Consider the following 14,752-nt stretch of genomic DNA (forward strand, 5'->3'; position numbering starts at 1 on the left):
ACGACCGCACATTGCTTTATGTGTGCGGTTTTTATTTTCCGGTCTCCGTAACGCTGCTCTATACACAGTCGTATTACTATCAAGAAAGTGAGGTATTTTTCATGAAAAAATTCAATGTATCTATACTTGCTGCCTCAGCACTTGTACTCGGTCTCGCTGTAGCGGGCTGTACACCTGGAAAAGATTCTGCTTTCTCTGCGGATAACCCTGTTGCCAAAATAGGTAATGTGACGATCACTCAAGAACAAATGTACGACAAGTTGAAAAAAGATGCTGGTAAGCGTGTCATGGCTGATATCATCACCTTGGAGCTGTACAAGCAGGAAGGCGCTGCACAAGGAGTCACTGTAACTGATCAAGAACTCGATGCGCGCGTGAACCCAGTTAAAGAAAAAATGGGATCACCAGAGCGATTCCAACAGTATTTGGATGATAAGCAAATGACTGAGCAAGAGCTCCGTGAGGGCGTGCGTGCTGTCATGCTGCGGGACAAGCTGTTCGAGAAGGCTAATCCGATCACTGAAGAACAAATTAAAGAATACTATGAGAAAAACAAAGATAAGTTCGAGGGAACATTTGAAGAAGCTCGCCCGAAAGTGATCGAAAAAGTAAAAACCAGAAACAAACGAAATAATATGGATAAATGGATCGATGAATTGTATAAAAAACACAACGTTCAAATCCTCGATAAAGATTTAGAAAAAGAAAAAGAAGTGGAAGAAGAAGAAACAACAACTTCCAGCAAGTAATGCAAAAAGACTTGTGCAAGCCGGCAGTACGCGGCACACAAGTCTTTTTTCGTTACGAACGGGCAATCGCAATCAACTCTTGCAGAAACACCTTAATTTCGCCTTGAAGAATGGGGCCATGACCAGTCGCTAAATACTCAATGGGCCAATCCTGCAAAATCTCCAAGCCCTCCGTAAACTCCACCGCTCGCTCCGGTTCACGTGCTACCCATTGCTTCAAGTGTTCTTGATAAGCTGTCCGACAGTCCACTTCTCCGCCAACGATTTGGCCGAGTTCTGTGTTTTCAAAGCACAAATGATCGCCGACAAAGCATATTTTCGACTGGGGATCAAAGAAGGCAACTGAGCCTTCTGTATGAAAAGAAAGCTGTCGGAAACGCAGTGAAGGCAGATCTCCCCCACTCCCTGTAAACGTATGGCCGAATAGCGTCTGTGAAAAATCGTCCAGTTCGTAATAATCTTCGAGGTGAATCCAATTGTTTCGAGAAGGGAACATATCGGCATTTCCAATATGATCAGCATGTCGATGAGTGAAGTAGACATATTCCGTTCGCTCTGGCTTGACCCCGATCTCTTCCAACGCCTGTTGAAAAAATGAGCGTTGCTTACGCTGGTGAGAATCAATCAATACAAAGGCATTCCCTTGTTTGATCACATAGCTGTTCACGTAGCTATTCCACGCTTCCTCATAGGTGATGATCGCCCAGGTGGAGTCTGTGATTGGTGCAATCACATTGTTCATGCCTCCATCTCTCCTCTCCTCCCAGATACCATTTCTTATTGCTATTATACACAATCCTGCACAACCGTGCTGACTCGTGCCCAAACTTATCCTACACGATCAAACAGTCGCCTCTTCGCCTAAGCTTACCCAAGATCTTCCTTGCGAGCGTTGAATATGAACAGGTACACCGAAAAAGCTTGTCAGACGCTCAGCCGTTAAGACCTCATCTGTTTTTCCAACCTGGTCTACTTCCCCCGCTTTTAGCAGCAAGGTATGCGTGAAGCAAGGCAAAATTTCTTCAATGTGATGGGTGACATAAAGAAGAGTGGGCCCGTTTGGCTGTTTGGCGATTTGTTCAATCATGGCCAACAGCTGTTCTCTTGAAAGCAAGTCCAGTCCAGTGCAAGGCTCGTCTAGGATGAGTAACTGAGGGGAAGCCATCAATGCACGAGCAATCAGCACTTTTTGTCTCTCCCCTTGCGATAAAGCGGCAAAACGTCTGTTTTTCAATGCACGGCATCCAAATGTATCGAGTAAGTCCGACGCTTTCTCTACGTCCGCCTCCTCTGGAACGGAATACAAGCCGATGGTTGCCTCCCGTCCACTCAAGACGACACGGAGTGCGGTTTCATGCTCGTGAAGCTGTGCCATCAACGCCGTGCTTACCCAGCCGATTGATTTACGCACCTCGCGTAAGTCGACTGTTCCGTAAAGATTACCTAATACACTGACCTCCCCCTTTGTCGGCCACACATAACCACAAATGATATTCAACAGACTGGTTTTACCAGAGCCGTTTAAACCGACTAAACACCAATGCTCCCTGTCTTGCACTTGCCAGGCAATGTCTCGCAAAATGGTTGTTTCATCTCTTTGCCAGGTAACCTTTCTCACATCAATGATCATGCTTTCTCCACTCCTGACTCTCACAGTTGTATGTGAAAAGAACCTCCATGGCATATGGAAGCACACGGAGGCCCTAACACAAAAACAGTTTCGTTAAAATTTGCCTTGAATCTTGAATACAATCTCCGCAAACAACGTAGCGAATAGGAACGTACCTGTAAAGACGACGAGAGACACGACTACGATACGCCAGCTAAGCTGTTTGAATAGATGAACGTCTTTTCCGAGTGACAGACCTGCATACGCGAGAATCGGCGTGGCCAATGCAAGCAGATTGATCTTGGCAATCGCAGCAGCCGTATATTCGTTCCCTGGAAAAAACGGGGAGGTCGCAAGCATCGCAAACAAAGAGATCCATACAATGACGGGAGATTTGAACGGAAGAATGCGAGTGAAGCCCATTCCGATCAACGTAATGACCGCCAAGAGCAAAATACCTGGCAAAGATTCCATGAATGGTACTTTATAACCGATCCAGTTACCAATGAGAGCAATGAAGCCAATGATAAAAATCGTCAAGATCTGATTCATGCGCTTTTTCTCCCCCCTTCTGCTGCAGAAGAAGCGCCTTTGCGTCCAATGATAGGCTCAAGCCATGCGTACAGCTTTTGTGTGACCGGCAAGGAGAAGAAGATACATACGTACGTTCCGACGATACTCATCATCAAGTTTGCCGCTCCGGAATAAAAGGCAATGTCTTTTTGCGCTTCTGGGAAAATAACAGCCAATGAGCCTGTTGCTGCTGCCATCATGCTACCGGAACCAACTGCGGCTCCCATCGCCAGAGAAATCGGGTGAAACACCCCGCTGCTTCCTAAAATACTTGCAAGAATCGACATATAAATGGCACCAAACAAGGTTCCGCAAATATATACACCCAGCGCGCCGCGAGCTTCGGCAGAGTTTGCTCCAAACTTATCAACAATGATTGCCAAGTTTGGCTCACGGTCGAGAGAATAAGTAGCCCCAATTGCTTCACGCTTCAGACCTAGCCACAATGCGATTGGTAGACCAAATGCGATTGTCCCTACAATGTGTCCCATCTCTTGGACGATCAAGGATACACCAGAACCGAGCAGCTTAGGCAGCTCAGGACCGATATTGGCTCCCAGCTTCGCAATAAAGATCAAAAACGAAACACCCAAAATATTGGCTGCGACGTTCATTTCTTTTTCACTCAAAAATTTAAACTTAGGCCAGCTAATTGCCCCACCTAAAACGAGCGCGTAGAGCATCGGAAACAGAGCGATAACCCCGATGCCAATACTGATTTTCTTTGTCCCGATAAATTCTGTCAATGCGACGAGAATCAGTACGAGAAAATGCAGCTTGTACTCATTGACGCGTGCCTCTGCCATACAACATCCCCCTCATTCTATCTCGCTCTACTCCATGACGACTTTTTGAGCTGCTCGAACAAACAATTCCACGCCGCGTACCATTGCATCCTCATCAAAATCAAAGCGTGGATGATGGTGCGGATACGTAAAGCCTTTGTCTGGATTGCCAGCGCCCAATTGAATAAAACAGCCTGGAGCTTTTTTCAAATACTCAGAGAAATCTTCACCTGGCATCAAAGGATCAATGTAAATAATCTCTTCTTCTCCCCAACGCTCGCGGATCGTATCCTCCATCAGCTTGGTCACCTGCTTGTCGTTGACAACCGATGTGTAGCCATGCGAGAACGTCAATTCATAACTTGCGCCATGCGCTTCCGTAATTCCTTTAACAATTCGTTCAATCCACATTGGAATATTTTTGCGAATCTCCGCATCGAAGCAGCGCGTGGAGCCCGTCAGTGTCATCGAATCTGGAATGATGTTATAAGCTGTCCCTGCATTCAGCATCGTCACCGAAATAACGACCTTGTCCAACGCACTGACGTTGCGGGATACAATTTGTTGTAGGCCAGTAATAACCTGTGCCCCAATGACGATCGGGTCAACCGATGCTTCTGGTTGCGAGGAGTGCCCGCCTTTTCCTTGAATCTTGATATCGAAGCGATCTGTCGATGAAGTAAGTGCCCCGTACAGTACGCCAAATTTCCCGACAGGCATGTACGATGCCAAATGAATGCCGATAATCGAATCCAGTCCGTCCGCTGCACCAGCTCTTACGATTTCAGCAGCCCCACCCGGCGGCAGCTCCTCGGCATGCTGGAAGAAGAAACGAACCTCACCTTTGATTTGATCCTTGTACTGGGACAAAATTTTTGCGGCTCCCAACAGCATCGCTGTATGACCGTCATGTCCGCACGCGTGCATCACGCCAGCTTTTCCTGATGCATATGGCACATCATTTTCTTCATGGATGGGGAGAGCATCAATATCAGCGCGAATGCCAAGAACTTTTCCTGGCTGTGATCCGATCAGTCGAGCGACCACACTCGTTTTGGTTGGCCGCGAAAGCTCCAAATTCCCGAAAGATTCCAACGTTTCGTAAATAAATTGAGACGTCTTCTCCTCTTCAAAAGACAATTCTGGATGCTGATGGAGATATCGTCGCCATGAGACTACCTGCTCAGCTACTTCATCCGCCCATTTCTTCGTTTCCAAACTCACACAATCACTCCTTTTTCTGCTTTTTTCCTCAACATTTTCCGAGTCAGTTAAGTTTAACTAAAAAAAATATCGTTTTGTGAATTCTATCACGGAACGATGAAAATAACAAATGTCCATTCCACAAGGACAAAACTGTCGAATCTACATCTGTAGCTGTTTATTTATTTGTTATTTTAGAATTTTCCATCGATAATGTCCATGTAAAATATACTATTTGGAACAATAAAAACATTTATGCTGCTAGATTGGGAGCTTTTCTAGAGAAAAGCCCTTGTCCCTATTCTACATTTACTGCAAAAACGACAAAGCGATTCGAAAATTGCCCCAGCCACATTTCTCCATTCCCTACCATCACTCCTTGATCATTGACAAACGTATCCGTTACCTTTTGCTGTAAAAAAGCTTCCTTTACCTTCTCCGTGATGACTCGATCATACTCTTCCAAAAATTGCTGCTCATCTCGGATAAAATGACTTTTTCCGTCTTTGTTCACACGCAGTGGATACCTGATATGCTTGGCTACTTCTGTCTTGTCATTTTTTTTGACCGCTTCTTGAAGTTTTCCAAAAAAGGCTTCAAATGCGCCTGCATTTGTAATACCCGCGACTTCATACCGATTCGAGGAATTTCCTTCACGCGCATATCCGTCATATCCGTCATACCCACTCACCTGTGGAACCAAACTCGTCATTGCTTGAGCCATCAGCGCGATTCCCATCGCAAGCAACATCCATCTCATTCTTTTCATCGCGTTCCTCCCATATGTATTGCTATTTCCTTCCTACTGATAGCTTTTCGTCCTCTGCCATTCGTTATGCAAAACCGCCTTCAACGAAAAAAAGCCCCTATGCCCATACTGACATAAGGGAGGCTCTTCACTTTCCGTGAAACGGAACTTCTTTTCCATTAGGAGTCCCGAAATTTCGCTTCCTGACGCTTAATGTCTTCCTCCGAATTGCCCAGCGCAGCTTGCGGGCCCTTGAAATGCTTCCTGTAATAAGCCAAATCCATGATCAGAAGCACCAAAAACATGGCTATCAAGGCGTACCCAGCTGTCTGATTGGGTGGAATCACCATCATAATCGAGATGAAAATGATCCAAATCAAGCTCAACACATTAATGGGTTTACTCCAGTTCCCCAAATGCCAGGGACCGTAATGCTTCCGCTGAAAAAGTCCTCGCGATTCCGCCCGGAGCTTGAGGTACAACGGAATCCCGTAGGCGACATAAAGCCCAACGACACTAACCGCAGTAAGAAATGCCAAGGTCGTATACGTCGTGTTCGGATTGATGCTTTTCACGATGTAATCGAACAAGGCAAGCGCAAAAGAAAGAATGATAACCAGCCAAATTGCTTTTGCCGGCGTTCTGTACTTGGTCGATATTGCTGCCCACTGGTGGCTCCACGGCATTCCTTTGTCACGTGAAAATGCATACAGCATTCGCGAAAAGGAAGTAATGGACGCCAAGCCACAGAACCACATCGCAAAGGTAACCAGCCACAGCACGACCGAACCAAATGTGCCGCCTAATGCCTCGCTAATCACATAAATAAATGCATTTTCCGCTTCACTCGCAGCCGCTGCGTTTTTGATGGATAAGGTGACAAAAGCAAGCATGATGAATCCAAAAATAAAGGAAAAGGCCACAGACGTATAAATCCCCCAAGCAGCACGAACCCGCGGGTTAATCGTTTCTTCAATCGTATGTGCCGATGCATCATAGCCAGTAAACGTCCACTGCGCTTGTAACAACCCAATTAAAAAAGCAATCGCGTACGGTTTGTCTGAAAAAGTTTGACCGACCTGAAAGAGGTAATCAAGTGGTTGCAAATCATGACGGGAGAAAAAGACGAGGCTGCCGACGAGTATGACGACGACGCCAATATGGTACCAAGCGGAGAAGTCATTTAACCGGGCAACGAGTCGAATTCCAATGTGGTTAAATGTACCGTGCAAAAGGAGTGTGATCCCGAACAGGATTAACGTCGTCGTTTCTGTTGAGGTATAACCAAACGCACTCGCGAGCAGCGGGTCCGCAAACAAAGAGAACGAATAGTCAATGCCTGCGACAATCCCGATTTGGCCGATGAGATTGATCCACGCTGTGTACCAGCCCCACCGTTTGCTACCTAATATTGCTGCCCAGTGATACAACGCTCCGGCTGTAGGGATTGCAGATGCAAGTTCAGACATCGATGCTGCAATCAGGATGACGAATAACGCTACCAAGGTCCATCCGAAGCCCATCATGCCAGAACCGCCATACAGTAATCCGTGCCCGTACAAGGATACTGCACCTGTCAAAATAGATATAATCGAAAATGAGATCGCAAAGTTCGAAAAGCCACCCATATCCCTCAGTAATTCCTGCGCATAACCAAACTTGTTCAGGTCTCTCTTGTCCTCGAGCAATTGCTGTTCTTTTTCCTGCTGCATTTCGTTATCCCTCCCTCTCTGCTTGGGAACCGATAAAGCTCTCATGCGCGCTTTCATCAAATTGCCGGACGCTTTCGTTTGCCCGATACCCAATGGCAATCGCAACTCCAATGGTAAACAGCAATAAGACGACACCTAGAGCCAGCATACTCTCCCTCCTTTCGTCCTAGATGCAATTCCTTGACAAGTTCGCAGGAATAGTACATTTTACGTGACAATTTGACAGCTATACCACCTCATTTGGCTGGCCGATGCAAAACAAAAGAGCAACTCATGTGAGCTGCTCCTCTTGTTTAACTCGCGCCTTTTTGGGCTTGCAAATAAAGCGCTACGTCTTCACTCGGTAACGGTCTGCTGAATAAATAGCCTTGCACTTCTTCACACAGATGCTCTTGCAAAAACGCAAGCTCTTCCTTCGTCTCGACCCCTTCCGCAATCACATGCAGTTGCAAATGATGCGCCATGGAAATAATCGTGGACACGATGGCCTGATTGGAAGGCTGTTCGATCAGGTCGCGCACAAACGAGCGATCTATTTTCAAACGATTTAACGGAAATTCTTTCAGATAGTAGAGAGAACTGTAGCCCGTTCCAAAATCATCAATCGCAACGTGCACCCCTAATTGCTTCAGTTCCTTAAGTGCCTGTGTGGCGCGTTGGACGTCGATCATGCTGCTTTCTGTGATTTCCAGCTCCAAGTATTCCGGTGCTAGCCCTGTCTGGTGCAGAATCTCAGCGACCATCAGGGTAAAGTCTTGTTTGAGGAATTGCCGCGCAGATAGATTAACGGCTACTCGAAGCGGCATGAGTCCCTGTTCTTGCCATTGCTTGTTCTGTTTGCAGGCCGTTCGCAGCACCCATTCTCCAATCGGTACGATCAATCCGGTTTCTTCTGCTACAGAGATGAACTGGTCTGGCAAAAGCAAGCCTCGTTCAGGATGGTCCCAACGAATCAACGCTTCTACACCAACGATTGCGCCTGATTTGGCACTTACCTGTGGCTGGTAATGCAATAAAAATTCTTGCCTGGCCAAAGCGCGATTCAATTCATTTTGAATCTTCATTTTGTCATTCACTGCTTGCTCCAGATTCGGTACATACAGGTGGAAACTGTTCTTCCCTTTGTCTTTGGCTGCATACATCGCCGCATCTGCGTTACGCATCAAGACACTTCTGTCTTGCCCATCCTCTGGATATCGAGAAATCCCGATACTCGTCGTTATGTACAGCTCGTGCCCATGGATAAAAAATGCCTGTTCAATCCTTTGGTTGATTTCATTCGCCATGGAAGATACTTCTTTTTCCGTGACATCCGTAAGAATCACCATGAATTCGTCTCCGCCAAGCCTGCTCACCGTTCCTCTTTCACCCACACAATCCTGCAATCGCAAGGAGGCTTCCTGGAGTAACAGGTCACCAAAATCATGCCCCAAGGAATCGTTTACCAGCTTGAAATGGTCAAGATCCAGAAACAACACGTATACTTGCTGATCCGTTTTTTGTGCCTCCATGATCACCTGATCCAGTTGCTGTTCAACAAAACGGCGATTCGGCAAACCAGTCAACGAATCGTGGAAAGCGAGATAATTGATTTTTGCCTCGTATTCTTTCTTATTGGTAATGTCTCTCACAATCACAAATACGCCCGTAATCTGCTGATCGACAAATACGGGGGTATGGGTCATATTCAGATGAAGCTGATGACCCTCGCACGTGGTCAAGGTAATCTCGTAGTTACGCGCCTGACCTTGCACTGCATTAGCAAAATGTGTCGATATGAGCTCGGCATCTGTTGCAGCACACATCGTCATTAATTTTTCGAGTGGCAAGCTCTGCTCCTTTGTCAATCGCATCGCCGCAGGATTCATGACGCTTTGGCTACCATCGATCGAGTAAAAGATCACCCCGTCATAATTGTGCTCAAATAGCGATTTATAGCGTTGATCACTTTCTAGCACGCGCAAGGTCTTCCCTGCGAATTGCTTGTCCACGTATACAGAAGCCAATGTAACGACCAGAATCAACACGATGACAATGCCAATCATGGTAGCAATCAGCCCCGAATCATCATGTGAGATCACTGCGATTGTCATGTGCTCGTGAGCGATGAATGTGGTGGCGTACATACCAGTGTAATGCATACCGGTAATGGCTGCCCCCATCAACAGCCCTGCAAAAATTTTACGCCAGAGACCTTCTACTGGGTCCACCGAACGCAATTGAAACGTAAAAATCAACGCTACCATCGAAACCAGGATGGCAACAAAAATGGATACGGTAAACCATCGCCAATCGTACAGAATAATGGCGTTCATCATCATCGCCGCCATCCCTGTATAATGCATTCCGGCGATACCAGACCCAATGACAACTGATCCTGTTACTACCCTCGTTTTGGACATGGACTGCTCGCTCACAATCCATAATGTGATCGCTGATGATAAAACCGCCAAAACAATCGAGAAAAATACAATCAGGTTATCATACTGGACGGCAATCGGCAGATGCAAAGCAAGCATGGCAACAAAATGCATAGCCCAAATACCAAGCCCCATGGAGACGGCTCCAGCACATAACCAAAACACACGTCCCCTGCCTTTTGCATAATGGAGACGTGCGCCTAGATCTAATGCTGTGTATGACGCCATTGCTGAAATAAAATAGGAGAGAAAAACCAGAGTCATACTATAGGATTGGTCAAGACTATTCATTGCATTCTCCTTCAAAAACCTCTACCGATGTCTACTCACAAGGAACGTCCGCACTTTTAGGGATTGTTTATCGACGTGCCTGTGACATTCTCCCATCTTATCCGTTTTATAATTCTCTGGCAAGAAGCCGACGACGTTCCCGTTTTGGAGATACTACAAAGGAATGCTGCTGCAAAGGAGGGAGATTTCCTTGATCCGTATGGGCTATGCCTGCATCAGTGTAAAGACGAAAAACAATCCAAACAAAAAAACGACGGTTGCCCAAGTAAATAAATTAGATCCCCAAGCTCGGTTAAAAAAGCTGCGACAAGTTATGCAGGTAAACTTTTTCAATTTAATGGATTTGCTTGCTTATAATGTAGAAAATCATATCTTTGTGTATCGACTTCCTTCTGAATTTGTTCCACTGGCTACTCATCCAGTAGCAGCTGAATGGGATTGGGCAAAAGAATTCGCATGGGACTTCCAAAAGGCAGGGAATTATATCCGCAATCATGGCATTCGTTTGACAGCTCATCCCGGACATTACAGCATATTGAACAGCGACAAGCCTTCTGTGCTGGAATCGACGATTGCCGATTTTTCCTACCATGCAAAAGTGTTTGATTTACTGGGGCTCGACGATAATTCCGTCTTGGTAACGCACGTGGGAGGAGTATACGAAGACAAGGCCTCTTCTCTCGATCGTTTTGCATCCAACTTCGAGCAGCTTCCTGAAAACGTCAAACGTCGTTTAGTTGTGGAAAACGACGACATGTCTTTTACCATGCGCGAGGTACTGGAGCTATGCGAACGGATCGGTGTGCCGATGGTGCTCGATATTCACCACCATAACTGCCATTCTGATGGCGAAGATTGGACCGAATACCTTCCCCGGATTATTCAAACCTGGGGAGAGCGCACACCGAAAATGCACATGTCCTCGCCTAAGTCAGCAAATGACTTTCGCGCTCATGCAGACGATATTGACCCAGACGCGTTCCTTACATTTGTCAGTGCGCTAGCAGATTACAATGTGGACATTATATTGGAATGCAAAAACAAAGATGATGCCTTGCTTACTTTAAGGCGCGAGTTAAAGAAAAAAGGAGTCGCTGTTGAGGCATTTACGAATTGAGTTTGGAAAAGGACGCCGCTTAATTAGCTGGCGTCCTTCCTCAAGTGCTTCAAAATGAACATCCGCAGCCACGCCCTCGTCTATGACCCCGTCTACGTCCGCAATTGCATCCGGCCGAGGAGCTACTGCCACCCGAAGATGAAGATGATGAGCCCCGACCAAAGGAACTGCTACCGTCATTCCATAATTGACAACGGTCATGATAATGATGCATTCTCCGTTCATGGTGCTTGTAATGTCTGCGGTATTCCATGTATTTGCGGCGATTTTCACCATGCTCCTCGCATTTGTGGCGGAAGTACTGCATCCGATCCATATGGAACTGGAATTTGAACAAGTACATCTCCAGATCCCTTCCTATGTTCTCATTCGGTCGCGCATTCGGCCTGACATTCGGTCTGATATTTGGTCTAATATTTGGTCTGATATTCGGTCTTAGATTTGGCATCATGTTTGGACTTTCATTCGGCCGCACATTTGGTCTGACATTTGGTCTTACATTTGGCCTCATGTTTGGACTTTCGTTTGGCCTTACGTTCGGTCTGACATTTGGTCTCATGTTTGGACTTTCATTCGGTCGCACGTTTGGTCTCATGTTTGGACTCTCATTCGGTCGCACGTTTGGTCTCACATTGGGTCTGACATTTGGCATCATGTTTGGACTCTCATTTGGCCTTACATTCGGTAAAGTGTTAGGCATAGGGTTTGCGGGCATCCGGTTCGGTGGCATTGGCATTGGATTCGACGGTTTGAGGTTTGGTGGCATCGGATTTGGAGGCATTGGATTGGACGGCTTGAGATTTGGTGGCATGGGATTCGCTGGCATCCGATTTGGCGGCATTACGTTTGGCACGTTCGGGTTAGCCAAATTGGGAGCTGGCATGATCGGTTTTTGCGGCATTGGGCGAGCAGGAATAGAATGATTCGGATTGATTGGACTTTCCGACTTGGGCTTTTCAGGAGAAGGCTTCATAGGTGACGGCATCGATGGAGACGGCAATGGCATCGCTGAAGAAGGCGGTTTCGGCATTTCTTTAGGACGCCTTGGGAGTGCGGTAGGCATAGGCGGCATCTTACGTCGCTTTTCCACGGAATTCTACACGTCCTTTCGGATGAACTAACACAGTACATGGTATGACATTTATCCAACTCGAGAGACGACTCTCGCCCAGTTTGAAAAAATGGACTAAGCCCGTTTTTTGCTCTCTAGGGAAGCCGCCGTGACAAGATCATCTTGACTGCACGTAGGCATTTGATACAATGATAACAATAGCTAAAATAATCAGACAGTTGCAAATGAACGAAAGTGAGGAAGAACGTATGCCGCGACAAATGCAGGCTTACACGTTTTCATCCAATCACATACATGCTTTCGAGCGAGGGGTTAGGATATGATGTCCTAACCCCTCGCTCTTTTCGTTCTCTGCTCTGCTAAAGGAGGAAATTACTGATGAATCAGCAAGTAAACGTTGTAAAAGTAGATGGGGATCAATTGCGTATCGAAGATGTTGTTTCCATTGCAAGAAGCGCCACCCACGTCCAATTGACCGAAGAAGCATTGCATCGTGTTCGTGCTTCACGTGCCATGGTGGAGCGAATGGTATCGCAGCAGGAAGTCGTATACGGAATCACCACTGGCTTCGGAAAATTCTCCGATGTCATGATCCACGACGAGGACGTAAGCAAGCTACAAGAAAATTTGATTATGAGTCATGCTTGCGGGATGGGCGACCCTTATGCCGTTGAAGTTGTCCGTGCGATGATGGCTTTGCGCATCAATGCATTGGCAAAGGGTTATTCGGGAATACGAGAAGAAACATTGCTTCAGCTTGTAGAACTATGCAATCGAGGGGTTCATCCGATTATTCCTCAACAAGGTTCCCTTGGTGCAAGCGGCGACCTGGCCCCTCTCGCTCATATGGTACTGGTCATGCTCGGTAAAGGTGAAGCGCTCGTCAATGGCAAGCGGCTATCCGGAAAAGAAGCACTGAATGAAGTGGGGCTTTCCCCTATTCGACTGGAGGCTAAAGAAGGTCTGGCTCTGATTAACGGGACACAGGCGATGACTGCACAGCTTTGCCTCGCCTTGTATGATTCGCGAGTTCTGCTTGAAAGCGCTGAATTGATTGCGGCGATGACGATTGAAGCGCTGCGTGGAATTCCAAAAGCCTTTGATCCACAGCTCCATCTCGTCCGCCCGCATCCAGGACAGCAGGAGTCAGCAAAGCGCTTGCTCCAGCACTTATCCGGCAGCAAACGTACAACTGCGCAGGGTGAGCTACGCGTCCAAGATCCATACAGCCTTCGTTGCCTCCCGCAAGTGCATGGTGCAACTCGTGATACGCTGGAGTATGTATGGACTACGGTAACACGCGAATGCAATAGCGTCACCGATAACCCTATTCTTTTCACAGAAACAGGCGACGTCATCTCCGGCGGGAATTTCCATGGTCAGCCAATGGCATTCGCAGCTGATTTTCTTGCCATTGCCATAGCTGAGCTGGCAAATATTTCCGAAAGACGCACAGAACGTCTCGTCAACCCACAGCTAAGTGGTCTACCCGGATTCTTAACCGAAAATGGCGGACTCCATTCTGGATTTATGATTACGCAATATGTAGCCGCTTCCATTGTTTCTGAAAACAAAGTGCTCTGCCATCCCGCGTCGGTCGATTCGATTCCGTCATCTGCCAATCAGGAGGACCATGTCAGCATGGGAACGACTTCTGCTCGCAAGCTTCGCACGATCGTATCGAATGTCACCAAGGTGCTTGCCATTGAATATTTGGCAGCAGCACAAGCTATCGATTTTGGCTCGGGAGATCTCGGGACAGGTACAGCGCGAGCCTATGAGCAGTTGCGCCGGGTGATTCCCCGCCTGCATGAAGACCGCGAAATGCATCCTGATCTCGTAAAGGCAGAAGAGCTGATCCAGCAAGGGACTCTCGCGTTTGTGACAGAATAATCGTTCGTGTATAGGAAGCATTGTCTTTCTCTGTTATGATGGAGCTAAGGATAAGCATTTAGAGCAAAACACTTGAAGTATGGAGGGCTGTCTCATGAAAGCAGGCAGAGAACTAGACCATCCTGAGTACCTGTTACTGTTTGATGGGGTTTGTCATCTGTGCCACGGTGCTGTACAGTTTATTTTGAAGCGTGATCCGCATGGGCACATTCACTTTGCATCCTTACAGTCAGAGAGAGCACAGGAAATTTTGTCTCATTACAAGTATCAGGAAAAAGACTTGTCATCCGTGGTCTTTATCGCCAACGGACAGCTATATACAAAATCGGATGCGATCTTGCACGTCGGTCGCAAGCTTCAAGGTGGATGGCCTCTGTTGTCAAACGTAGCTCGGCTCATCCCTAGACCTGTCCGCAATCCGATTTATGATTGGGTCGCGAGAAATCGCTATCGGTGGATGGGCAAAGCTGAACAATGCATGCTTCCTACCCCGCAGATCAGATCCCGCTTTTTGGATTAAAAGAAAAAGGAGAAGCCGTTGTCCTATCGCGGCTCCTCCTTTTTTATTCGCTGTGCCCAA

16 protein-coding genes are annotated in these 14,752 nt (G+C 46.9%); 6 read left to right on the plus strand and 10 right to left on the minus strand.

Features of this window, described 5'->3' with window-relative positions:
- The first annotated feature begins 101 nt into the window (after positions 1 to 101).
- Entirely contained in the window at positions 102 to 749 is a 648-nt protein-coding gene (locus tag HP399_RS19975; protein WP_228088295.1) for a SurA N-terminal domain-containing protein, read from the plus strand.
- A gap of 52 nt (positions 750 to 801) precedes the next feature.
- Here HP399_RS19975 and HP399_RS19980 read toward each other — a convergent pair whose 3' ends face one another.
- The 9 genes from HP399_RS19980 to HP399_RS20020 form a co-directional block, all read right to left on the minus strand.
- On the minus strand, positions 802 to 1,491 hold the full coding sequence (locus HP399_RS19980; protein WP_173620839.1) for an MBL fold metallo-hydrolase: 690 nt from the start codon (positions 1,489 to 1,491) through the stop codon (positions 802 to 804).
- A 99-nt stretch (positions 1,492 to 1,590) separates the two neighbouring features.
- Positions 1,591 to 2,379 (minus strand): ABC transporter ATP-binding protein, encoded by a 789-nt coding sequence (locus HP399_RS19985; RefSeq protein WP_173620840.1) that lies wholly within the window; start codon positions 2,377 to 2,379, stop codon positions 1,591 to 1,593.
- A 93-nt stretch (positions 2,380 to 2,472) separates the two neighbouring features.
- Positions 2,473 to 2,910: a hypothetical protein gene (locus HP399_RS19990; protein ID WP_048032367.1), complete on the minus strand. Its 438-nt coding sequence runs from the start codon at positions 2,908 to 2,910 to the stop codon at positions 2,473 to 2,475.
- The gene (locus HP399_RS19995; RefSeq protein WP_173620841.1) at positions 2,907 to 3,737 is read right to left on the minus strand and encodes a DUF3100 domain-containing protein; all 831 of its coding nucleotides are present in this window, start codon (positions 3,735 to 3,737) and stop codon (positions 2,907 to 2,909) included. The genes HP399_RS19990 and HP399_RS19995 overlap by 4 nt, the downstream gene beginning before the upstream one ends.
- A 27-nt stretch (positions 3,738 to 3,764) precedes the next feature.
- Entirely contained in the window at positions 3,765 to 4,940 is a 1,176-nt protein-coding gene (locus HP399_RS20000; protein ID WP_017247829.1) for an amidohydrolase, read from the minus strand.
- Positions 4,941 to 5,217: 277 nt separating this feature from the next.
- Positions 5,218 to 5,688, minus strand: coding sequence for a hypothetical protein (locus HP399_RS20005; RefSeq protein ID WP_173620842.1), 471 nt, complete (start codon positions 5,686 to 5,688; stop codon positions 5,218 to 5,220).
- Between the two features lie 158 nt (positions 5,689 to 5,846).
- Complete coding sequence (locus tag HP399_RS20010) at positions 5,847 to 7,379, minus strand: amino acid permease (protein WP_173620843.1); 1,533 nt, start codon at positions 7,377 to 7,379, stop codon at positions 5,847 to 5,849.
- 4 nt (positions 7,380 to 7,383) lie between these two features.
- On the minus strand, positions 7,384 to 7,527 hold the full coding sequence (locus HP399_RS20015; RefSeq protein ID WP_173620844.1) for a hypothetical protein: 144 nt from the start codon (positions 7,525 to 7,527) through the stop codon (positions 7,384 to 7,386).
- A 145-nt stretch (positions 7,528 to 7,672) separates the two neighbouring features.
- A complete protein-coding gene (locus HP399_RS20020) occupies positions 7,673 to 10,090 on the minus strand; it encodes a bifunctional diguanylate cyclase/phosphodiesterase (RefSeq protein ID WP_173620845.1) in 2,418 nt (805 codons plus the stop codon).
- A 190-nt stretch (positions 10,091 to 10,280) separates the two neighbouring features.
- On the opposite strand from HP399_RS20020, the gene uvsE reads away from it, so the two are divergent.
- Complete coding sequence (gene uvsE, locus HP399_RS20025) at positions 10,281 to 11,207, plus strand: UV DNA damage repair endonuclease UvsE (RefSeq protein ID WP_173620846.1); 927 nt, start codon at positions 10,281 to 10,283, stop codon at positions 11,205 to 11,207.
- On the opposite strand, the gene HP399_RS20030 is transcribed toward uvsE, so the two are convergent.
- Complete coding sequence (locus HP399_RS20030; protein WP_217367894.1) at positions 11,166 to 11,483, minus strand: hypothetical protein; 318 nt, start codon at positions 11,481 to 11,483, stop codon at positions 11,166 to 11,168. The two genes, uvsE and HP399_RS20030, sit on opposite strands and share 42 nt — an antisense overlap.
- 173 nt (positions 11,484 to 11,656) lie before the next feature.
- On the opposite strand from HP399_RS20030, the gene HP399_RS20035 reads away from it, so the two are divergent.
- The 4 genes from HP399_RS20035 to HP399_RS20050 all read left to right on the plus strand — a co-directional run bounded on the left by HP399_RS20035 (position 11,657) and on the right by HP399_RS20050 (position 14,692).
- On the plus strand, positions 11,657 to 12,130 hold the full coding sequence (locus tag HP399_RS20035; RefSeq protein ID WP_228088296.1) for a hypothetical protein: 474 nt from the start codon (positions 11,657 to 11,659) through the stop codon (positions 12,128 to 12,130).
- Between the two features lie 6 nt (positions 12,131 to 12,136).
- Positions 12,137 to 12,328 (plus strand): hypothetical protein, encoded by a 192-nt coding sequence (locus HP399_RS20040; protein WP_173620847.1) that lies wholly within the window; start codon positions 12,137 to 12,139, stop codon positions 12,326 to 12,328.
- A gap of 329 nt (positions 12,329 to 12,657) precedes the next feature.
- Positions 12,658 to 14,172 carry a histidine ammonia-lyase gene (gene hutH / locus HP399_RS20045; RefSeq protein WP_173620848.1) on the plus strand — a complete coding sequence of 505 codons (1,515 nt, stop codon included), beginning with the start codon at positions 12,658 to 12,660 and terminating at the stop codon, positions 14,170 to 14,172.
- 79 nt (positions 14,173 to 14,251) lie between these two features.
- Positions 14,252 to 14,692 carry a thiol-disulfide oxidoreductase DCC family protein gene (locus HP399_RS20050; RefSeq protein ID WP_173620849.1) on the plus strand — a complete coding sequence of 147 codons (441 nt, stop codon included), beginning with the start codon at positions 14,252 to 14,254 and terminating at the stop codon, positions 14,690 to 14,692.
- The last annotated feature ends 60 nt before the right edge of the window (positions 14,693 to 14,752 follow it).

The sequence above is a fragment of the Brevibacillus sp. DP1.3A genome (assembly GCF_013284245.2).
Lineage (GTDB): Bacteria > Bacillota > Bacilli > Brevibacillales > Brevibacillaceae > Brevibacillus.